The sequence below is a fragment of the Flavobacterium sp. CF108 genome (assembly GCF_900129795.1).
In the GTDB taxonomy this organism is placed as follows: Bacteria; Bacteroidota; Bacteroidia; order Flavobacteriales; family Flavobacteriaceae; genus Flavobacterium.
The window spans coordinates 311,287-334,067 of the sequence record NZ_FQWW01000004.1 but is presented as its reverse complement, the minus strand read 5'-3'; the positions used below and the strand labels follow the sequence as shown (position 1 = coordinate 334,067).

Here is a 22,781-nt window from a genome sequence, read left to right as displayed (position 1 = left end):
ATCCATTCCGTTTTTCGGAATGGATTTTTTGTTTTTAAAATAATTAGAAAATCACCAAAAGTGGGTATTGCAACATATTGTAAAGTAAATTAATTTCGGTTAATTCTTACAAATACTAATTTACTACTTTACGATTTTGATAAAAAATACTTTTCGCTCACTATTATTTATTTTTTTGCTTTCTGCAAACCTATTTGCTCAACAAGGAAAAGTTGATAACACTTTTAACACAATTGACGACGGTTCAAAAGGAGATGGATTTAATGCGACAGTCCGAACGCTGTTTTTGCAGCCAGATAATAACCTAATTGTTGGAGGTGAATATACAAGTCTACACGGAATTCCTTGTTCTTACTTAACCCGCTTAAAACCTGACGGAACAATAGATGAAAGTTTTGATACAGGAACTGGTTTTAATGGTAAAGTTTATTCTTCTAATGTTCAGCCCGATGGTAAAATACTTGTTGGAGGAAATTTCTCAGCTTATAACGGAAAGAGTGCGGGAGGGCTGATTCGCCTTAATAGCGACGGTTCATATGATTCATCTTTTAGCACAGTGGTTGCAGCTAGCTCAGGAGCAGGAATTATTCATGATATAGATTTACAGCCCGATGGGAAAATTATAATTGTGGGTACTTTTACAAAATATGGTAATACAGCAGTAAACAGGATTGCACGAATGCTGCCAAACGGTTTAATAGACGCATCATTTAAAATAGGTATAGGATCTGCTTTACAGATTTCAAAAGTTAGGGTTTTGCCTAATGGTAAAATTTTAGTTGTAGGCAATTTTACATCCTTTAATGAAGTAGATTCTAATCGAATTATCATGTTAAATTCGGATGGAAGTGTTGATCGAGATTTTAATATCGGGACTGGTTTTGATGGGAATGTAAGCGCTATTGAAGTGCAGCCAGACGGCAAGATACTTTTAGGAGGAAATTTTACATCATACAATGAAATTATTGCTAATAGAATTGTGCGTCTAAACGAGGATGGTACTCGCGATTTTAGTTTTCTTGGATCTGGTTTCAGTAATGGTGTGGTGCAAGTTATCAAAATAGATAGTGTAGGTAATATCATGGCAGGCGGATCTTTCACCGGCCGCTATGATGGAGTAACTGTTAACCATGTTGCTTTTTTAAACTCAGACGGAACTATAAAGCCTGATTTTGACATGGGTACAGGACCGACATCTACTGTTTGGACCCTCGCAAATGACTCAGATGGATCGTGGTTTATTGGAGGAACATTTTCTGTTTTCGACGGACAAAATCAAGGAAGATTGGCGAAAGTTAATTTTGAAGGAGAACAAGATACTGGTTATTTGGCGTCTGGAATTGGTTTTGATAATTCTGTTTTAAAAATAATTCCATTAGAGAATCAAAAAACAATAGTACTAGGAAACTTTACCAAATTCAATAATAATCCAGCTTTTAGGATTGCAAGACTGTTAGAAGACGGATCTTTTGATTCCGATTTTAATACAGGACAAACCGGAGCAAATAACTTAATAAAAGCAGCTATTCTTCAAAAAGACGGTAAAATTATATTGGGTGGAAACTTCACTAAGTATAATGATCAGCTTTATAATAGAATTGTTAGAATTTCTTCAGATGGGTCAATTGATAATTCATTCAATATTGGTTCAGGATTCAATAGCCAAATTTATGCTATGGCATTGCAATCCGATAATAAAATTATTGTAGCTGGAAACTTCGAACGCTACAACGGCAATTCTTCAATAATTAGAATGGTGAGGTTACTACCTGATGGTTCAAATGATCCAACTTTTAATGCAGGTTTTAGTGCCGATGCTATAATAGATGATATTCTGATTCAGCCAGACGGGAAAATTTTGGTTGGAGGAAGATTTACAACATTTAATAAACAGCCATACCAGCATTTTGTTCGATTAAATACAGATGGAAGTATTGATACGAGTTTCAATATTGGAGATGGTTTTGATAAAAATGTATACTCAATAGCATTACAATCAGATGGAAAAATAATTGTTGGCGGATCTTTTTTGATGTATAATAAAAGTTCGCAAAAACGCATTCTTCGTCTAAATTCTAATGGAACTTTAGATACAAGTTTTAATTCCGGAATTGGCTTTAATAAAGGAGATGTTCGCGCAATTTTTGTACAGCCCGATGATCGTATTTTAGTTGGTGGAACCTTTTCGGGAACTTATAAAAATTATGCTTCCTTGCGATTAATAAGGTTGCTAAAAACAGGAGATTTTGATAACACTTTCAATGCATCGGTTAACAACAAAATTTTTGCATTAAGCATTACATCTGATTTTAGGCTTTTAATAGGAGGAAATTTTAATTCAGTTTCAGGATTTTCCAAGCATAGAATTTCTCGGTTAAAACTTTGTCTGGAATCAACAGTTTGGGATGGCCATTCTTGGTCAAACGGCTATCCGTCTGGAGGAAAAGAAGTACTCTTTAAGGAAGATTTTTTGAATTTAAATTCTTCAAATATTTGCAGCTGCAGTATTGAAGCAGGAAAAAGAGTTGCACTTTTAAGTGGAAATACTTTAGGAATTGAATTTTCATATTCAGGATTAGGAACATTAGTTTTAGAAGATTCAGCCAGTTTATACCAATCAGATGACGATATGATAAATTCTGGAATTATGCAGATGAAAAGAAAAACAAATCCCGTTGTAAAATTTGATTATACCTATTGGTCTTCTCCAGTTGATAATCAAAAACTAATTGATCTTTCACCTCATACATTATTTGATAAATATCTGTCATACAATTCTGCATTGCCAGGCTGGAAAATTGAAGAACCGTCCAGCTATATGTCTTTAGGGAAAGGATATATAATAAGATCTCCTCAGGAATTTTCTCAGTTTGAACGATCAGTATACGAAGGAGCTTTTATGGGAGTGCCAAATAATGGAAAGGTTGAAATTGATTTACAAGAAAACAATAGGTTTTATTTAATTGGAAACCCATATCCATCAGCTATTGATGGAGATAGTTTTTTGAGTGGAAACGAATTTAAAACCAAAGGAGCACTTTACTTCTGGACACATAATACCCCAATAACAAATTTAGAATATACATCAGATGACTACGCTGTTTATAATTTAGTTGGCGGAGTGGGTACCAAAGCAATTTCAAATGGAATTAATGAAACAATTCCCGATGGTAAAATAGCTTCTGGGCAAGGATTTTTTGTTAAAAGCAATCAGTTAGGATTTTTGGAATTCAATAATAGCATGCGAATTTCCGGAACAAATAATAAGTTTTTTAAACCTGCAAAAAGAGAAATAGAAACAAAGAAAGAAACAGTTAAACATAGGTTATGGCTGAATCTTAAAAATGATAAAGGAGCTTTTAAACAGATTTTAATTGGATATGTACCAAACGCAACAAATTCTTATGATCTAAATTTTGATGCAGAAACCTTAAATGGAAATCAGTTTGTAGATTTTTATAGTATTAGTGAAAGCAAAAAATTAGTAATTCAGGGACGAGCTTTACCTTTTCAGGATTCTGATGAAATTAATTTAGGATATAAGACGGTAATCGCCGATACTTTTACAATCGCGATAGATCATTCTGATGGCAATTTGCTGGGTCAGGCAATTTATTTAGAAGATAAGCTAATGAATAGTATTTCCAATCTCACCTTAAAAGATTACACCTTTCATAGTGAAATAGGATCTTTTACAGACAGATTCATACTTCATTTTACTGATAAAAATTTAAGTGTTGATGATTTCCGGAATATTAAAAATGAAATTTTGGTTTCATCAAAAGATAAAATAATCAATATAAAATCGAAAAATCAAAAACTAAAAAACGTTCTGCTTTATGATATTACTGGAAAATTACTTTTCGAAAAAAGAAAATTAGACGACTTTGAATTAGTAATATCAAATTTAAGAATTGTTCATCAAATCATGTTAGTGAAAGTAATTTTAGAAGATGATTTTTCAAAGACAAAAAAGATTATTTTCTAAAATAGAATTTTTCCAATGTAGATAATCCGCCAGCATATATATGTAAGGCGGATTTTTATTTTTAAGTAGTTTTTAAAAGTTTAAATACTACTTAATCAGTATTTTGCGTGTATTTGTGTAACCTACACAATTTTTAAATTATCAGGTTAAAAGTGTTAAAGCTTAAATATTTAACATCATCCTTTTGTTTGACTTGTAAAAAAAATCGTATCTTGTTATGGTAGTTATTCGACGAACATAACATAAAAGCCGTTAATATGCACTTTCAAACGCCTTAAACAAAACATAACTTATTTTTTATCTGCCAAATACTATTTAATGCTTGTTTAAATACCACAAAAAGCAACATTTACTAATATTCTTTGCTTTTGGTTTCAAATCATTTTTTGAAGTATTTAAAAATTAAACTAAGCCAGACTTTCTCCGGTTAGCGAATCTTTTTCTTTTAATTAAAAAATAGTGCGATGAAAAAAAAATTACCAATCTTCCTAATCTTACCTCATTTTTTTATTCGTTGTTTTTCTTTAGCCAATGAATACCACGAGAATTTTTTATCAAAAAAAATTAAGCTCTCGCTCTTATTTTCTTTTTTTTGTTTTTCGTTATGGGCACAGCCCCCACATACATTAACATCTAATGGAACTATAGTAGTTCCCGCTGGTGTTACGGTAATGGACGTACAGGCTTGGGGCGGCGGCGGTGCCGGTGGAGGCGCCGGCGGCTCTGGTTTGTTTGAAGGACGAAGCGGAAGTGGAGGTGGAGGAGGTGCCTATGCCCGAAGTAATATCAATGTAACTGCCAGCAATACTTTAAATGTTGTAGTTGCTGGTACAACAGCAGGTACAACAACAAATGGTACTGCTGGCGGGCATTCTACTATTACCGGCTTTGAAACAACAATATATGCTGCAGGTGGAGCAGGAGGTTTGGCTAACAATGCAGGTGGTACACCTGCCGGAGGTGCTGGTGGATCTACAGCAGCTTCTTTTGGTACTACAAAAGCTGCTGGTGAAGCAGGAGGTGCTGGAGGAAATGTTTTAGCTGCACTTTTATTAAGTTCCGGAAAAGGAGGAAATGGAGCAAGTCCAGGAGGAGGGCTCGGAGGAGCATCGGTGCCAAGTTTAGTTCTGGGAACTGCAGTTGGAAACAGTGGTGCTGCCCCAGGAGGAGGAGGGAGTGGTTCAATGAGTTCTGCTCTTGCTGCCGCTCAGCCCGGAGGAGCAGGGGCAAATGGTCAGGTTATAGTAACCTATACTTGCCCTACTTATAGTATTACAGGGATTTCAGCAGTAAATGTTTGCAATGGCATTGAAACTACTTCAGTTGTAACATTGACATCATCTGCCGCGGCTTTACCAACAGGAACCTATACCGTGACATATAGTCGAAGCGTTCCAAGTGCGACAGGACTTACAGCAATAATGACTGTGACTACTGCAGGAACAGGAACATTTACAGCAGCAGGTTTAACCACCGTTGGAACAAGTAATATTACCGTTACTAATTTAACATCCGGAGTTTGTTCTTCAGCAATATCAGCTTCAAACGTTACAACAGTTACAATTTTTGCCCCATCAGCAGGAGGAACAGTTGCAGGCGGAACAACAATTTGTGCTGGTGCAACAAGTGCTGTTTTATCTTTAACAGGACAAACAGGTGCAATTCAAAAATGGCAATATTCAATAGCTCCATTTTCAACCTGGACAGATATTGCGAATACAACAAATAGTTATACTTCGGGACCACTCAGCGAAACAACTCAATTTAGAGCTGTTGTTCAAAATGGAGTTTGTACAGCTGCTAATTCTATAGCTACAACTGTAACGGTAAATCCACTGCCACAAGGAACATTATCAGGAAATGGTCCGTTTTGTGAAACTGGGCCAGGACAGCTTACTTTTACAGCAACGAGTGGAACAGGGCCATATACAGTAGTTTATAAAGAAAACGGAGGGGCAGACCAAACTGCAACGGGTGTTGTAAGCGGAACACCATTTGCTGTTGCTACAACCCCAGTTATCGCAACAACAACTTATACTTTAGTTTCGGTTACCGGAGCAAATACTTGTGCGAGAAGTTCTGGATTTACAGGAGGTTCGGCAACAATTACAATAAACCCACTGCCACAGGGAAGTTTGACAGCAAATGGTCCTTTTTGCACAACTGGTTTAGGGCTGTTAACTTTTACTGAAACAGCAGGAACAGGTCCATATACGGTTGTTTACAAAGAAAACGGAGGAGCAGACTGTACTGCATCAGGAGTTGTAAGCGGAACGCCTTTTGCCGCTTTTACTTCCACAGTTGCAACTACAACAACTTATACATTAGTTTCGGTGACTGGAGCAAATACCTGTGTTCGAAGTTCTGGCTTTACCGGAGGTTCAACAGCAATAACAATAAATCCAATTCCTACACCCACATTTACAACGCAGCCAGCAGCTTCTGTTTGTGTGAATACAGATGTTACGTATACAACTCAAAGCGGGCAATCAAATTATCTTTGGAATGTTCCGGGAGTCCTTAATACCGATTATATTATTACTTCAGGGGATATATCTGCTTTAAGTAATACCGTAACATTACAATGGCTGACAGCTGGAAGTAAAACGGTAACTGTTGGTTATTCTTCAATAGGATGTGCTTCAAATACAAACGCAAGCAATACTACAACGGTAACAAAAACAGAACGAGGAGCTGTACATGGAGGAAATCATATTTGTGCAGGAGACCCAAGTCCATTATTAACCTTGACAGATTACACTGGAACAATTGTAAGATGGGAATATGCAGAATCTATACCTTATGTATGGCAGCCTTTTGCGAATACATCAAATACGTATCAGCCAGGTGTATTAACAACAAGTACAAGCTACAGAGCCGTAGTTAAAAACGGAACTTGCCCGGAAGAATTTGCCATAGAAACAAGAATTGATGTTGAACCAAAACCATCTACACCAATATTGGCAATTATTACGCAGCCAACTTGTGTTAATCCAACGGGAAGTGTACACTTGAGCGGTTTATTAGCATCGCCAAATTGGACAATTACACAAAACGGAACAGTTTTTCAAACCTATACTTCATCAGGAACTAGTTATACAATAACAAATTTAACTCCTGGAAATTATACTTTTACGATACACGATATAAATATTTGCCCTTCTTTACCAACTATTAATCTGGAGATAAAAACTCCAGTTACAAATATTTGGAATGGTACAAGCTGGTCAACAGGAAGTCCGCCAATAGTTACAGATGCAGTTCGGTTTTCGGGCAATTATACTACAGCAGGTGATTTGAGCGGGTGCTCTTGTGTTGTTGATGCAGCTGCTAATGTTACAGTAAGTTCTGGTCATACCTTAACGATTACAAATTCGGTTAACAATAACGGAGGCTTATTGACTTTTGAAAATAATGCTAGTTTAATGCAGGTTAACAATGTCGCAAATACAGGAAATATTATATATAAACGGAATACAGCACCAGTTCGACGATATGATTTTACCTATTGGTCTTCACCAATTGTACGAACACCTGCGTATACATTGCACGACTTGTCACCAAACACTCTAGCAGATAAATATTATAACCATAATGCAATTACCGGATGGATAATAAATTATAACGGAACTATGGAAATGAGTCCGGGGTATGGTTATATTGTTAGAGCACCTCAGAATTTCGATCTGGCTACTCCTTCAGTTTATGATTCATTTTTAGAAGGAGTTCCTAATAATGGTACAATTACAGTTCCTTTATTAGCTGCAGAGAAATCTCATTTACTTGGTAATCCGTACCCTTCAGCGATATATGCAGACCAGTTTATTTTTGATAATTCTGCCAATTTATATGGGACATTATATTTTTGGACTCATAACTCCTTACCAAGCAGCTCTGTTCCCGGTGATGCTCAATACAATTATAATAGTGATGACTATGCTATTTATAATTTAACCGGAAGCACAAATGTTGGAAACCTGACTGGACAAGGAGCAGGAACACCCGGAAATCAAAATCCTCCTTTGGGATATATAGCAGCTGGTCAGGCTTTTTTCGTAAAAGCAAAAACTACCGGAAACGCTGTTTTTACAAATTCAATAAGAGTTCCCGGAAACAACAGCCAGTTTTTTAAAACAGCAGAAAGCAATAAAGAAGCGATTGAAAAACATAGAGTATGGCTTAATATGACAAATACTCAAGGGCTTTTTAAACAACTGTTAGTGGGATATGTAGAAGGAGCAACTAATACCTGGGATAATAATTATGATGGAGTTACTATAAACGGAAATATATATGTAGATTTTTACAGTATTAATGAAGGAAGAAAATTAACGGTACAGGGCCGGGCTATACCTTTTGTAGAGTCAGATGTTGTTCCTTTAGGTTATAGAGCTGGAATTGAAGGTGAATTTTCAATAGGAATAGATCATGCAGATGGTGATTTAGCAAATCATCCTATTTATTTAGAAGATAAATGGAACAATACAACACATAATCTGCAAACAGGTAAATACACTTTTAATACATCAATAGGAACTTTTCTAGACCGTTTTGTTTTGAAGTATGCTTCAACAGGTTTAGGAGTTGATGATTTTGAAAATCAGGGAAATAATCTTTTTGTTTCGGTTAAGAATAAAAATATTAAAGTAAATTCAACACGTGATTTTATAAAAGAAGTTTCTATTTTTGATATTTCAGGAAAATTGATTTACAACAATAAAAAGATTGAAAATACCGAATTACAGATTCCAAATCTGCAGTCAGGAGATCAGGTTTTGATTGTGAAAGTGACTTTAGAAAACGGAAAAACAGCAACCAGAAAAATTACGTTTCATTAAATTTATAAATTGAAAAAAGCCGGCTGTAAAATTAATTTTGCAGCCGGCTTTTTTTATTAAGCACTCTTTCGAAGGTTTTCATGCGTGTTTTGAATTGCTTTTTCGTTTTTATAGTCAATCCATTTCTGACCTTTAAATTTTCGCATCATAATATCAAAATGACGCATAATCAAAACATTGTATGCGGCTTTAGATAAATTCACGATATTTATAGGAAAAGCCCGCAGACTCATTGAAAATCCGGGAGTCAAATATTTCATATAATGCCAGTAACCTTCGGGCATATACAACATTTCTCCATGTTTAAGATTAGTGATGTATCCCTCAGCATTTTTAAGCGCAGGAAATTTTTCATAATCAGGATTATCAAAATCAATATCTTCCCTCGAAATCAAAGCATGCGGAACCTTGTACATATACTTTGACTGGTTTGGTGCAAAAATCATACATTGTTTTTCTCCATGAAAATGAAAATGCAGAATGTTCGAGTAATCAATATCATAATGCATAAATACTCTGGCATTTTCACCGCCAAAAAACAGCATCGGTAATTGCTTAACAAGTTTTAACCCAATATCCGGCCAAAAAAAATCATTTTTCAACAGTGGCACTTGTTTCATTAAGTTGTAAAGAAAAATGCGGTAATTGGTAGGTTTTGATTCTAAAAGATGAATGTAGTCGCTCATTTTCATTGTCATATGAGCTTCATTAAAACCTTCTTCATGGTTTACTGGCCGATCATCATATAAAGGAACCGTAATATCGCCGGCAATATCATTAATATAAGATAATTTCCATTTTTGATAAGCGGGCCAGTCTTCAGTTAGTTCTTCAACAACAACTGGAATTTGTTTTTTTACATATTGGGAAATAAAATCTTCCTTAGAGATTTTTTTAACCCTTTGGATTTGTTTTAACTTCATTTTTATAAATAAAAAAATTGCTTATAACTCTGTGTCATAAGCAATTTAAAAAATTTTATTGAAGTTTTTTAACTCATTTACCTAAATTTTTGATTTGATCGAAGCCTCAACGTTTCTTTCAATTGTATGTCCGGGTCTGGTCCATCTAGGTTTTTCTCCTAAAGAATTAAATTGAGAATCAGCGGCTTCTACAGTTTTTGGCTGCGAAACTTTTATAAAAGGCTTTTGCGGAACCAATCCTAACATTTCAAACATCTTCATGTCTTCATTAACATCAGGGTTTGGAGTAGTCAATAATTTATCTCCGGCAAAAATTGAATTTGCCCCTGCAAAAAAGCACATTGCCTGACCTTCACGAGTCATATTAGTCCTTCCGGCAGATAAACGAACCTGAGTTTCCGGCATTACAATTCTGGTTGTAGCAACCATACGGATCATTTCCCAGATTTCAACCGGTTTTTCTTCTTCCATTGGAGTTCCTTCAACAGCAACTAAAGCATTAATTGGAACAGATTCCGGCTGAGGGTTTAAAGTCGAAAGCGCAACAAGCATTCCGGCTCTGTCTTCAATGCTTTCTCCCATTCCAATGATTCCACCGCTGCAAACCGTAACATTTGTTTTGCGAACATTTTCGATAGTTTGTAAACGGTCTTCAAAACCGCGTGTAGAAATTACATCTTTATAATATTCTTCAGAAGTATCTAAATTATGGTTGTAAGCATATAAACCAGCTTCGGCTAAACGCTGTGCCTGATTTTCTGTAAGCATACCTAAAGTACAGCAAACTTCCATGTCAAGTTTATTGATTGTACGGACCATTTCTAAAACCTGATCAAACTCTTCGCCATCTTTTACATTTCTCCAGGCAGCTCCCATACAAACGCGGGAAGATCCGCTGGATTTAGCTCTTAAGGCTTGAGCCTTTACATGGCTCACTGTCATCAGGTCATTTCCTTCAACTCCGGTATTATACCTCGCAGCTTGTGGGCAATAACCACAATCTTCAGGACATCCACCTGTTTTTATTGATAATAAAGTAGAAACCTGAACGACGTTTGGATCGTGTTTTTGTCTGTGAATTGTTGCGGCTTCATAAAGCAAATCCATTAGTGGTTTATTATAGATTGCTATTATTTCGTCTTTTGTCCAATTGTGTTTTGTTATGCTCATGGATACAATTTTTTTTGAAGTTTTAAAAGTAATTAAATTGTAGTAACCAACAACACTGATTGTTGTAATTGAATATTTGACAAGTCTTTTAAAAAAGAAGCGCTCAAAAATCATAAAATTATAGGTTTTTATGATTTTTGAGCGCTTAAATGGTTGTTTTTATTTTGAATTATTAATCGGCAGCATATTTATTATTCCAATATAACATCATCATTAAGGTAACAATTACCGATGAAGCGAGTCCTTCAAAAAGTAGACAAATACAATAAGTTGGTACAGAAGGATTTCCTCCAAACATAAACGTTTCAGATAATGTCTGTACATAAGCGTCACCGCCTCGGGCATAACTATAAATCAATAATCCAAGAATGCTTAACGCGACGCCAACTACAGAAGTTGCTAATGCAGAAACTGCATTTGATACAAAACTCGTTTCCCCTTCATGAAGATTCATCACCATCGTTCTGTTTACGCCATAAAATATAAAAAATACATTAAACGTGCGCAGGTAAAACAAATCCGCTAAACCCAATACATTCATCAATAAAAAATAAATGCCAATTCCGAGGAATATTAAAAAACCGTTTGTTATTTCTTTAGGTAATTTCATAGTGGTTATTTTTAAAGAAGTTAATAGTAAATGTTTGGAAAACAGAGTCCTATATCAAATTTACTAAAAAAATAACTACGATGGTCTAAAATTGATAAAATGTTATGTGTCAGGAATAATGTCTTGAAATGTGTGAAGTCCTTACAGGACATTTAACAGGTGTGATATGTTTGCTGCCGATATTTAACTCCTAACGGAGTATATCTCGTAGAGATTTTATATCGGTAGAAAAATTATCGTAAGCCATTCCATTTTGTCCCGTAGGGACTATATTTTAATTACTGAAGTGCGGTATTTTTTTTGCTACCGATATTAAACTCCTAACGGAGTATGTCTCGAGAGGTTTATATATTGATAGAAACCAGATTTGTTATGTTTGCTACCGATATTTAACTCCTAACGGAGTATATTTCGAGAGGCTTATATATTGATAGAAACCAGATTTGTTATATTTGCTGCCGATATTTAACTCCTAACGAAAACATATCTCGTAGAGATTTTATATCGGTAGAAAAATTATCGTAAGCCATTTCATTTTGTCCCGTAGGGACTATATATCTAAAAGTAATTATTGAAGTTTGCTTACAAAATTTAAAGAATCTTGTTTGTCCTGATTTAATTGAGCTTTCAGCAAATCAATTGAACCAAACTTTTGTTCTCCGCGAAGATATTGCAATAATGAAACCTCAATTTTTTTGCCGTAAATATCAGCATCAAAGTCAAAAAGGTTTACTTCAATAGTTTGTTTTTGGCCATTTACAGTTGGATTAAAACCGATATTCATCATTCCGAAAATTTCTAAATCATCAATCAAAGCTTTTACAACATAAACGCCATTTTTTGGGATTAATTTGTATTCCTCTTCAATTTGAATATTTGCTGTTGGAAAACCAATTGTTCTTCCTAATTGTTTCCCTTTTACAACTTCACCACTCAAAAAATAGTCGTAGCCCAAATATTCATTGGCTAATTCCATGTTTCCTTCGTCTAAAGCTTTTCTGATTTTAGTAGAACTAACAGAAACATCTTGTATTTCTTCTGCAGAAATTTGTTCCACTTCAAAACCATATTCAGCACCAAAAGCAATTAAATTATCAATATTGGCCGTTCTGTTTCTTCCAAAACGATGATCGTGACCAATAATTATTTTTTGGATATGAAACTGATCAACCAAAATAGTGCTGACAAATTCTTCGGCAGTTAATCTTGAGAAACTTTCGTTAAACGGATGAATCACTAAATTTTCAATTCCGGTTGCTTTTAAAAGTTTTGTTTTTTCAGCAATCGTATTGAGCAGTTTTATTTCTGATTTTTCTTGTAAAACCATTCTCGGGTGCGGAAAAAATGTAAGTACTAAACTTTCGTATTTCCCATTTTCCGTGTTTTGAGTAATTCTTTCCAGAATTTTTTTATGACCAATATGTACGCCATCAAAAGTACCAAGAGTTAAAATTGTTTTCTTGGTCGAATGGAAATCGTTTATAGAATGAAAGAGCTTCAAAACAAATTATTTAAGATGCTGCAAATTTATACTATCTATTTTAAATTTTGTACTAAGCTCAATTGATTTTTTAGGAATATTATACTTCTTTTGTCGAAAAAATCACTGATTCGTCGACTAAAAAACGTTAAATGTCGTTTAGATGTAAGAATTTGATTTAATTCGACTAAATTTGATTTCATAAAAATATCATGTAGCATGAAGAAACAATTACTTTATTTTCTGATTATCTTTTCATTTGTAAAAATTCATGCCCAAAGTGATGATCTGTGGCAAAAGGTTAACTCGGTTTCAATTTCTGGAAAAAAAGCTTCAGTATCTGATTCTGAAAAACTGTATTATAAATTAAATACAGAATCCTTAACGGCAAAATTGGCCAAAACAACTCAAAAATCTTCGTTAAGTTCAAATGCCGAAATTACAATTCCTAATGCAAAAGGAGTTTTAGAAAGATTTCAGGTTTGGGAATCTTCTAATTTTGATCCTGAATTGCAGGTAAAATACCCAGAAATTAGAGCTTATGAAGGAAGCGGTTTAGACGACAAATCGGCAAAAATACATTTTAGTCTTTCGCCAAGAGGAATTCAAACAATGCTTTTTAGAGCTGATAATGCGACTGAGTTTATTGAGCAAAACCCAGATAATAAGACAGAATATGTTTTGTTTTCTTCAAAAGATGCAGCTTCAAAAGCAAAATTAGTATGTAAAACGATAGATGCGGTTATAAATAATAAAGAAGGAAAAACTGCTAAAACAACATCTAATAATAAAGTTTTTAAAACACTTCGTTTAGCATTGTCCTGTACAGCAGAATATACAGCCTATTTTGGCGGTACAAAAGCGCAAGCCTTAGCTGGGATGAATGCAACGTTAACAAGAGTGAATGGAGTTTTAAATAAAGACCTGGCATTGAAACTTGTTTTAATTGCCAATAATGATGCTGTAATTTATACCAATGTTGCGACACAGCCTTATTCTAATGCTTCAGACGGTGCAGATGGTGCATGGAATCAGGAAGTTCAAACTACGTTGACAAATGTTATAGGAAATAGTAATTATGATATTGGACATTTATTCGGAGCTTCTGGCGGAGGAGGAAATGCCGGCTGTATAGGTTGTATTTGTTCAAATCCAACAACGGGTGATCCTTTAGCAAAAGGGAGTGCTTTTACTTCTCCTTCAGACGGAAAACCAGAAGGAGACACTTTTGATATTGATTTTGTAATACATGAATTTGGACATCAATTGGGTGCAAATCATACTTTTTCGTATGACTCAGGTGAAAGAACTTCTGTGAATGTTGAGCCGGGAAGCGGTTCTACAATAATGGGATATGCCGGAGTTACTGGCGATTATGATATACAAAATAATTCGGATGACTACTTTGCTTATGCAAGTATTTTACAGATTCAGAATACGCTTGCAGGAAAAAGCTGTCCGGTTAGCACGAGTTTAACAAATAACCCGCCTGTAATTAGTGCAGGAAGTAATTATACGATCCCAATCAGTACACCATTTATTTTAAAAGGAACCGGTTCAGATCCAGAAGGTGATATTATTACTTACACTTGGGAAGAATATGATAATGCTACTACAACATCTGAAGCAAATAGTATTGCATATCCAACAAAACCAGACGGACCTTTATTTAGATCGTTTGCTCCAACAACTTCTGCAATTCGTTATATGCCAAGTTTTGATTCAGTACTTCAAAATAAATTGACTACAACCTGGGAATCTGTTTCATCTATCGCCAGAACATTAAATTTTACTTTAACAGGTAGAGATAATGCGGCTTTAGGTACAGCACAGACCAATACAAGTGCAATGGCTGTTAATGTGGTTGCAACAGCCGGACCTTTTGCCATAACATCGCATAATGGCGATAATGTGAGCTGGCAGCAAGGAGCAAGTCAAACTATTACCTGGAGCGTTAATAATACTAATAATCTGCAAGGTTCTTCGTTAGTAAATATCAAACTTTCTACAGATGGCGGATTAACTTTTCCAACAACTTTAGCGGCTAATACTGCAAATGATGGTTCAGAAGTTATTGCTCTGCCTGCTAGTATTCCTTCGTCTACAAATTGCAGACTTCTTATTGAGCCGACTGCAAATATTTATTATACTTTAAACAGCAAACCTTTTGCTATTGGGTATACAACAACAACTAGCTGTAACACGTATAGTTTTGGAAATCCTTTTAGTATTCCATATTCAACAAGTTATACAGCAAAAACAGTTAGTGTACCAAGTTCAACAGGAACAATTTCAGATGTAAATGTTTCGGTAAATGTTACGCATGAAAGGTTATCAGATCTTGAAATCCAAATCATAAGTCCGCAGGGGACAACGGTGCGTTTATTTAATAAATCATGCCCAAGTTTAAACTCGACCTTAATTTTTAATTTTGATGATTCCGGAAACGCTTTAGACTGTAGTAAAACAACAGAACAAATCGTTATTCCGGTTGATGAATTACGCGCATTTAATGGTCAGGCACAGGAAGGAACATGGACATTTAGAGTTCGCGATGCTGTTTCAGGAATGTTTGGAACAATAAATTCAGCTTCAGTAAACATCTGTACAAAAACATTTACTTTAGGAACAGATGATTTTGAAACTATTGACTTTGCACTTTATCCAAATCCAAATAAAGGAAGTTTTACAGTTCAATTTGCAAGTGAATCAAATAATGTTCAGGTTTATGTACACGATATTTTAGGAAAAAGTGTTTACACCAAAACTTTCGAAACATCTGGAGACTTTAATCAAAATATCCAGCTTCCAAATGTTTCGGCAGGAATTTATTTAGTAACTGTTATTGATGGAAACAGAAGAACAGTTAAGAAAATAATAGTCAACTAAAATTATTAAATCTCAATATTTTAAATTCCAAATTCCAAGTTTTAATTGGAATTTGGGATTTTTCTTTTTATTGGAATTTTCCCTTTTTAAGAGTTTGCCATCGCCATACAGACAATACTGATTTTTGCTCCGGGAATTTTTAATAATGCTCTGGAACACGCTTCGAGTGTTGCTCCGGTTGTCAATACATCATCGACAATTAAAAAATGTTTGTTATGATTTTCTTCGATTGAAATTACATCAAAGATATTTTCGATATTTTCAGATCTTCCTAAGAGATTCTTTTTTGATTGTGTTTTAGAATATTTCTTTCGATATAAAACCGAACTATTATAAGGGATTTTTAGACCTTCGGCTAAAGCCTTTCCAAAAGTGGTAACCTGATTGTAACCGCGTTCCTTAAATTTTCGTGGGTGTAAAGGAACCGGAATTACGGCATCAAAAGGCGTTTCAAGTTTCAGTTCTTTTAAATCCTCCACATACCAATTTCCTAAAACGGTTCCAATTTCTTCGTGACCTTTATATTTTAGGTTATGAATGAGTTCCTGAACAATTCCTTTTTTGATAAAATAAATAAAGGCAGAAACATGTTGAGTTTCTATTTTTCCATAAAACTTTTTGACGGCTTCGTTATTTGAATCTAAATGATATTGAGTTAAAGGTAGTTCATGACGGCAATTCGTGCATAAAACAGTTTCGTTTGTCATTAAAACGGCACGACAGCCAGAGCAAACTTTAGGGAAAAAGAGATCAATTATAAAATTAAACACAAATAGAAAGAATTTAGTTACAAAATTAATTAAATTTAAACTTCAATCTTTTTTATTTTTCTTTTTTTTATAAGTACTTTTTATATTTTTGCATTACTATGGCAAAACAAGAAGATTTATTTAAGAATGTGGTTTCGCACGCAAAAGAGTACGGATTTATTTTTCCGTCAAGCGAAGTTTACGATGGATTGAGTGCAGTGTATGATTATGCACAAAATGGCGTCGAATTAAAAAAGAATATCCGTGAATATTGGTGGAAATCAATGGTTCAGATGAACGAGAATATTGTCGGCCTTGATGCTGCAATATTGATGCACCCAACAACCTGGAAAGCTTCAGGCCACGTTGATGCCTTCAATGATCCGTTAATTGATAATAAAGATTCTAAAAAAAGATATAGAGCTGACGTTTTAGTAGAAGAGTATGCTGAAAAGATAAATATAAAAGCTCAAAAAGAAATTGAAAAAGCAAAAGCTCGTTTTGGTGATGCTTTTAATGAAGAAGAATTTATTACAACAAATGCACGCGTTGTAGAATATCTTTCAAAATATAAAGAGATTTTATCAAGGCTTGCAAAAGGAATGACTGATGATCTTCAGGATGTAAAAGCTTTAATCGAAGAATTAGAAATTGCTGATCCTGAAACGGGTTCTAAAAACTGGACAGATGTTAAGCAATTCAACTTAATGTTCGGAACTAAACTTGGTGCATCTGCAGAATCTGCAATGGATTTATATTTACGTCCGGAAACAGCACAGGGTATTTTTGTGAACTTTTTAAATGTTCAGAAATCAGGTCGTATGAAAGTTCCTTTTGGAATTGCTCAAACTGGTAAAGCTTTTAGAAATGAAATCGTTGCAAGACAATTCATTTTCCGTATGCGTGAATTCGAACAAATGGAAATGCAGTTTTTCGTGCGTCCGGGAGAAGAAATGCAATGGTACCATCATTGGAAAGAAACACGTTTAAAATGGCATTTATCTTTAGGATTAGGAAAAGAGAATTACCGTTTTCATGATCACGAAAAATTAGCACATTATGCAAATGCAGCGGCAGATATTGAATTTAATTTTCCTTTTGGTTTCAAAGAATTAGAAGGTATTCACTCTCGTACCGATTTTGACTTAAAAGCACACGAACAATATTCAGGAAGAAAACTGCAGTATTTTGATCCTGAACTAAATGAAAACTACGTGCCATACGTAGTAGAAACGTCTGTAGGTCTGGATCGTATGTTTTTAGCGGTTTTTGCAACATCGTTGCAAGAAGAAACTTTAGAAGATGGTTCAACAAGAACAGTACTAAAATTGCCAGCAGTTTTAGCGCCTACAAAAGCAGCGGTATTGCCTTTAGTTAAAAAAGATGGCTTACCGGAAATTTCTAAAAAAATCATCGAAGATTTAAAATGGGATTTCAATGTGGCTTATGATGAGAAAGATGCAGTAGGTCGTCGTTACAGAAGACAAGATGCATTAGGAACACCATTTTGTATTACAGTAGATCATCAAACTCTTGAAGACGAAACAGTAACAATTCGTCATAGAGATACAATGAAACAAGATCGCGTTAAGATATCTGAATTAAGAGGTATTATTGAAAACGAGGTTTCGATGAAAAACTGGTTGATGAAAATGTAATTTTTTTAATTAACATGATATAAATATCCCAAATTCCTCTGTGGAGTTTGGGATTTTTTTAATTTTAAATCCTGCGTTTCAGCGACTATTTTAGCATTTCATCCTTATGTATTAACATAATCGATTAATCTATCAACAATAAAATGTTTAGATAATTGAAATGCTTAAATTTAATTGGGCATTTTCTATACCTAAAAATATTTTTTTTAAAGCATTGAAGAAACGCTGTCAGGAAGTTATGAAAAATCAATAAAAGTTAAAGTTGAAGAAGTATTCGTATATTATTGTTGACAATGACGCTGAAAGTGTTTTGAAAACCAGAATCGTTGCAGAAGGTTTTTCAGAATTAACTTTTATAGCTTCAGCTACGAATTACCATCAGGGGCTTAATTTGGTTTTAGAACATCGTCCGTCCTTTGTGTTTTTAGAAATTGATCCTCAGGATTCACCAAGCCATTTATCACTTTCGTTTATTGGCGAATTATATCGGTATTTATCAATTATTCCAAAAATCATTGTAACCACAACCAAAAAAGATTTGGCTTTTGAAGCCATTCAATACAGCGTTTTTGATTACATCATAAAACCTTTAACTCATATAGATTTGTTAAAAACGCTTTTAAAGTTCGAAAAGACCCTTTTAGAGCCCAAAGAGACCCGATCTATAGAAACCAGACCTGAGATTAGTACTGCCAATGAAATTCCTGTTGTAAAGACAGAAAATATTCCTGTAGTAATTCCGGATCAAAAGACAAATCAAGAACTGAATAAGAATAAACCACTTGTAATTTGTATTAAATCGTACGGTGATCATCGTTATATAAATGCAGATGATATTTGTTATTTTCAAGCCGATAATAATTCGACTGATATCTATTTGAATTCAGGCGATATGGTAACTGCCTTTAAAACGCTGAAACATTTTGAACAGGTTTTAGGCTATCCTTTTATTCGAATTCACAACAGTTACATTATTAATCGCAGCTACATTGCAAGAATTCATAACGGAAACTCAGTTTGTTATATAAAAAACTCCACGAAAAAGATTCCTTTTTCAAAAACCTACAAAGCAAATGTAGACTCAATCATTACAGATTTTTCTAATGATAATTATCTAGAGATCTAGTAATTAGCTGGTTACATAAATTTGATGTCCATTGACTATCAATTGGGTGTGTTTTACCACGAAGCTATTTTTTCGTATAGATTTTTTTGGGTTATGGTGTTAGTTTTACACTCAGGTTCGCTCACAAAAGCAAGCCAAAACCCCAAACAAAAAAATCAAATTAAACACATTAAGAGTTATGAAAAAGACAGCTTTAACATTCGGATTATTTTCTTTAGCATTAGTAGCAACTTCATTTGCAAACCCAACAACTGCTATATCAAATGAAAATTTAAATATTAATTCGCCAATTGATGGATCGACTGGGGGCGGAAGAAAACAAGATACTCGTATGTCAAAAAATGAGTTGGTAATGAAAAATAATGATTTAGGTTTTTCGAATATTAACCAATCTGTAGGTTCAAATAAAAAAGTAGATTAAGTTTGAAATAAAATAACTGCAAAAAAATATTTAAGCTGTCAAATTTTTGGCAGCTTTTTTTGTGTTTATAGTTTTAGTATTTTTGGTAAAATTCAAAACCTATATTGAAAAGATATTACCAAATATTATTGTTTCTTTTTGTGATTTTTCTTGGCTGTAATAAGAAAAATCATCTGGATAAAAATGTCATTTCCCAAGCGGACAGCCTTCCCGTTTATTTATCCCTCGCAAATGATATCAATTTAAGCTATGACTTTAAGCAAAAGTATGCTCAGAAAGCATTTTCAATAATCATTAACGATAAAAATGATTCTCTTAACAGAGCCAGCCTATTTAAAGTAGCGAACCGATATTATAATATGAATGATTTAAAGTCATATAAAACAATATCACAGCTTATTTTAGAACGATCAATAAGCACAAAAGATTCTTCGAGCATTGCAAAGGCTTATACCTATTTAGGAGATTATTATGGTTCACAATTTGTTTCAGACAGCGCTTTTAGATATTATTTTAAAGCACAAAAAATTTATTTACAGATCCATGATAAATATAATTTATCTAAAACATTATTGAGTAAAGCCAGTTTACAATATAATGAAGGAGATTTTTTTGAAAGCGAAATATCTGTTTTTAAAGCGCTTAGTATATTAAAAGAACAAAAAAATGTAAATGACCTGCTTTATGAATGTTATAATCTTCTGGGAATTTTAAACAACGAAAAAGAGGAATATAGTAAAGCGTTAGAGTTTCAAAATAAAGCTCTAAATACTCTTACCGATAAGTCGATACCATTAGACCTGCAGTTAAAAGCTACATCATTTAATAATATAGGCTTTGTTTATATGCGTATGAGAAACTACAAACAGGCCATATCTTATTTTGAAAAAGGACTGCAGGAAAAAAACCTATTTGAGGAAAAGACAATATTATATGCCATGCTGCTGGATAATTTAGCGTATTCTAAATTGAAATTCAGAAGTATGGACAAACTTCCGGATTTGTTTTACAGATCTATGAAAATAAGGGATAGTTTAGGAATAAAAATGGCTAAAATATCCAATCAAATCCATTTATCTGAATATTATGCTTTTAAAAAAGATACTTTTAAAGCTATTACCTTTTCAAAGCAAGCTTTACTTCTTTCGCGTTCTTCAGATAAATTGACGAATACTTTACTGGCACTTAAACAAATTGCAGTTGTCGATCCTAAAAATGCGGCAAAATATTCCCGAGAGTACATCCATCTTAATGATAAAATGCTTAAAGCGGAAAGAAATATGGGAGAAAAATTCTCTCGTATAGAATACGAAACAAATGAAATAAAAGATCAAAACTCAAATTTACAGGAAAAGAATAAAACACTGGTTTATGTTTTTAGTATTTGTACTTTGATGGGCTTGTTCTTTTACGTTTATAAAACACAGCAGGCTAAAAACCGGGAATTACTTTTTAAACAACAGCAGCAAATTGCAAATGAAGACATTTATAATTTGATGATTTCTCAGCAAAATGAAATTGAAACAACCCGAATAAAAGAAAAGAAAAAAGTAGCCCAGGAATTACACGACGGCGTTTTAGGCCGAATGTTTGGTATTCGCATAAGCTTGGATAGTCTGGATAAAATGGATGAAGAACAAGCGGCTGCGAAACGAAAAAAATATTTGGCAGAACTAAAACATATAGAAGAAGATATCAGGGAAATTTCGCATGACCTAAATAGAGAAAAATCTGAATTAATAAATAACTTTGTCGTAATATTAAAAAAACTATTTGAGAGCCAGAGAAATACATATCCGTCAAAATTGATAACATCCTTTGATTCGCATATAAAATGGGGGCTTGTAAACAATATGGTCAAAATTAATTTGTACCGAATTGTTCAGGAAGCACTTCAAAATTGTAATAAATACGCAAAGGCAGATACGATTAAGGTGGAGTTTAAAAGCGAAATTGATCATCTGGTTTTGTCAATTATGGATAACGGAGTTGGATTCAACACCAAACGCACCAAAAATGGTATTGGATTGCATAATATTGAATATCGAGCGGCAGAATGTAAAGGTACCGTTGCCATAAAATCTGCCAAAGGAGAAGGAACACTCTTGGTTGTAAAAGTTCCAATTGATCAAAAAATAAACCTACAGACAAATGACACTTAATTTCAAAGCCCCAAATTCGGAATTAATTCAGCCTAACATTTTAATTGTTGATGATCACCCTTTTATCATCGAAGGGTATAAAAATGCAATAACGCGGTATAATCCAAAAGAATATGAATTTATAATTGCGCAGGCACACGACTGTAAATCGGCTTATGATATATTAGAAGGTGAAAATACGCCTCAGTTTGACATCGCTTTTTTAGATATCAGTATGCCGGCTTACGAAGAAAAAAATCTTTTTTCTGGCGAAGACCTGGCAAAAATAATCCTGAAGAAAATGCCGTACTGCAAGATTGTTTTATTGACAATGTATACAGAACTGCTTAAAATTAAAACCATTATAAGAACAATTAATCCAAACGGATTAATTATTAAAAACGATTTGACTTTTGATGAATTGCTTTTTGCATTTGATAAAGTAATGAAAAGCGAGAAATATTACAGTCAGTCTGTAGTTAAAATGCTTAATCAATCGCCTCACAATTCCATAGAAATTGACGAGTTTGATAAACAGATTTTATTTCACTTATCAAAAGGAACCGAAGTTGAAGAAATGCCGCAATACATTCCTATTTCGATAACCGAAATTGAAAAACGAAGAAGCAGCCTGAAAGAACTACTTAAAATAAGATCAGGTTCTGATGACGATTTAGTAAAAGACGCAAAAAGCAAGGGACTCTTTTAGAATTTTAGATTTTAGAGTGCAGATTTCAGATTAAAAAAATATTGAAAATAAAAAAATCCTAATAGGTTTTAAAGTCTAT

Annotated in this window: 13 protein-coding genes; 8 read left to right on the top strand and 5 right to left on the bottom strand. The window is 33.9% G+C overall.

Annotation, left to right across the window (positions count from 1 at the left end):
• Nucleotides 1-175 precede the first annotated feature (175 nt).
• Nucleotides 176-3,988 carry a T9SS sorting signal type C domain-containing protein gene (locus BUE10_RS13150; RefSeq protein WP_234984744.1) on the top strand — a complete coding sequence of 1,271 codons (3,813 nt, stop codon included), beginning with the start codon at nt 176-178 and terminating at the stop codon, nt 3,986-3,988.
• Between the two features lie 464 nt (nt 3,989-4,452).
• Nucleotides 4,453-8,826 (top strand): T9SS sorting signal type C domain-containing protein, encoded by a 4,374-nt coding sequence (locus tag BUE10_RS23645; protein ID WP_083598079.1) that lies wholly within the window; start codon nt 4,453-4,455, stop codon nt 8,824-8,826.
• Between the two features lie 56 nt (nt 8,827-8,882).
• On the opposite strand, the gene BUE10_RS13140 is transcribed toward BUE10_RS23645, so the two are convergent.
• The 4 genes from BUE10_RS13140 to BUE10_RS13125 all read right to left on the bottom strand — a co-directional run bounded on the left by BUE10_RS13140 (nt 8,883) and on the right by BUE10_RS13125 (nt 13,030).
• The gene (locus BUE10_RS13140; protein ID WP_073485744.1) at nt 8,883-9,749 is read right to left on the bottom strand and encodes a cupin-like domain-containing protein; all 867 of its coding nucleotides are present in this window, start codon (nt 9,747-9,749) and stop codon (nt 8,883-8,885) included.
• An 81-nt stretch (nt 9,750-9,830) separates the two neighbouring features.
• The gene (gene bioB, locus BUE10_RS13135) at nt 9,831-10,919 is read right to left on the bottom strand and encodes a biotin synthase BioB (RefSeq protein WP_073486131.1); all 1,089 of its coding nucleotides are present in this window, start codon (nt 10,917-10,919) and stop codon (nt 9,831-9,833) included.
• Between the two features lie 172 nt (nt 10,920-11,091).
• The gene (locus BUE10_RS13130; protein ID WP_073485742.1) at nt 11,092-11,529 is read right to left on the bottom strand and encodes a hypothetical protein; all 438 of its coding nucleotides are present in this window, start codon (nt 11,527-11,529) and stop codon (nt 11,092-11,094) included.
• Between the two features lie 568 nt (nt 11,530-12,097).
• Complete coding sequence (locus BUE10_RS13125) at nt 12,098-13,030, bottom strand: bifunctional riboflavin kinase/FAD synthetase (RefSeq protein ID WP_073485740.1); 933 nt, start codon at nt 13,028-13,030, stop codon at nt 12,098-12,100.
• A 198-nt stretch (nt 13,031-13,228) separates the two neighbouring features.
• Between BUE10_RS13125 and BUE10_RS13120 the strand changes: the two genes are divergently transcribed.
• Nucleotides 13,229-15,898: a zinc-dependent metalloprotease gene (locus BUE10_RS13120; RefSeq protein ID WP_073485738.1), complete on the top strand. Its 2,670-nt coding sequence runs from the start codon at nt 13,229-13,231 to the stop codon at nt 15,896-15,898.
• Between the two features lie 86 nt (nt 15,899-15,984).
• Here the strand turns inward: BUE10_RS13120 and BUE10_RS13115 are convergent, their stop codons facing one another.
• Nucleotides 15,985-16,605, bottom strand: a complete 621-nt coding sequence (locus tag BUE10_RS13115; protein WP_073485736.1) for a ComF family protein — start codon at nt 16,603-16,605, stop codon at nt 15,985-15,987.
• A 161-nt stretch (nt 16,606-16,766) separates the two neighbouring features.
• On the opposite strand from BUE10_RS13115, the gene BUE10_RS13110 reads away from it, so the two are divergent.
• The 5 genes from BUE10_RS13110 (at nt 16,767) to BUE10_RS13090 (ending at nt 22,702) form a co-directional block, all read left to right on the top strand.
• Nucleotides 16,767-18,305, top strand: coding sequence for a glycine--tRNA ligase (locus tag BUE10_RS13110; RefSeq protein WP_073485734.1), 1,539 nt, complete (start codon nt 16,767-16,769; stop codon nt 18,303-18,305).
• Between the two features lie 262 nt (nt 18,306-18,567).
• Nucleotides 18,568-19,431, top strand: coding sequence for a LytR/AlgR family response regulator transcription factor (locus BUE10_RS13105; RefSeq protein ID WP_073485732.1), 864 nt, complete (start codon nt 18,568-18,570; stop codon nt 19,429-19,431).
• A gap of 178 nt (nt 19,432-19,609) precedes the next feature.
• Nucleotides 19,610-19,852, top strand: coding sequence for a hypothetical protein (locus BUE10_RS13100; protein ID WP_073485730.1), 243 nt, complete (start codon nt 19,610-19,612; stop codon nt 19,850-19,852).
• Nucleotides 19,853-19,956: 104 nt separating this feature from the next.
• Nucleotides 19,957-22,014: a tetratricopeptide repeat-containing sensor histidine kinase gene (locus tag BUE10_RS13095; RefSeq protein ID WP_073485728.1), complete on the top strand. Its 2,058-nt coding sequence runs from the start codon at nt 19,957-19,959 to the stop codon at nt 22,012-22,014.
• A complete protein-coding gene (locus BUE10_RS13090; protein ID WP_073485726.1) occupies nt 22,004-22,702 on the top strand; it encodes a response regulator in 699 nt (232 codons plus the stop codon). The genes BUE10_RS13095 and BUE10_RS13090 overlap by 11 nt, the downstream gene beginning before the upstream one ends.
• Nucleotides 22,703-22,781 lie beyond the last annotated feature (79 nt).

Bases quoted from the DNA above. Each gene is read 5' to 3' on its own strand.
- BUE10_RS13120 (WP_073485738.1), top strand. From the start codon at position 13,229: ATGAAGAAACAATTACTTTATTTTCTGATTATCTTTTCATTTGTAAAA.
- BUE10_RS13140 (WP_073485744.1), bottom strand. From the start codon at position 9,749: ATGAAGTTAAAACAAATCCAAAGGGTTAAAAAAATCTCTAAGGAAGAT.
- BUE10_RS13090 (WP_073485726.1), top strand. From the start codon at position 22,004: ATGACACTTAATTTCAAAGCCCCAAATTCGGAATTAATTCAGCCTAAC.
- BUE10_RS13115 (WP_073485736.1), bottom strand. From the start codon at position 16,605: ATGACAAACGAAACTGTTTTATGCACGAATTGCCGTCATGAACTACCT.
- BUE10_RS13100 (WP_073485730.1), top strand. From the start codon at position 19,610: ATGAAAAAGACAGCTTTAACATTCGGATTATTTTCTTTAGCATTAGTA.
- BUE10_RS13110 (WP_073485734.1), top strand. From the start codon at position 16,767: ATGGCAAAACAAGAAGATTTATTTAAGAATGTGGTTTCGCACGCAAAA.
- bioB (WP_073486131.1), bottom strand. From the start codon at position 10,919: ATGAGCATAACAAAACACAATTGGACAAAAGACGAAATAATAGCAATC.
- BUE10_RS23645 (WP_083598079.1), top strand. From the start codon at position 4,453: ATGAAAAAAAAATTACCAATCTTCCTAATCTTACCTCATTTTTTTATT.
- BUE10_RS13130 (WP_073485742.1), bottom strand. From the start codon at position 11,529: ATGAAATTACCTAAAGAAATAACAAACGGTTTTTTAATATTCCTCGGA.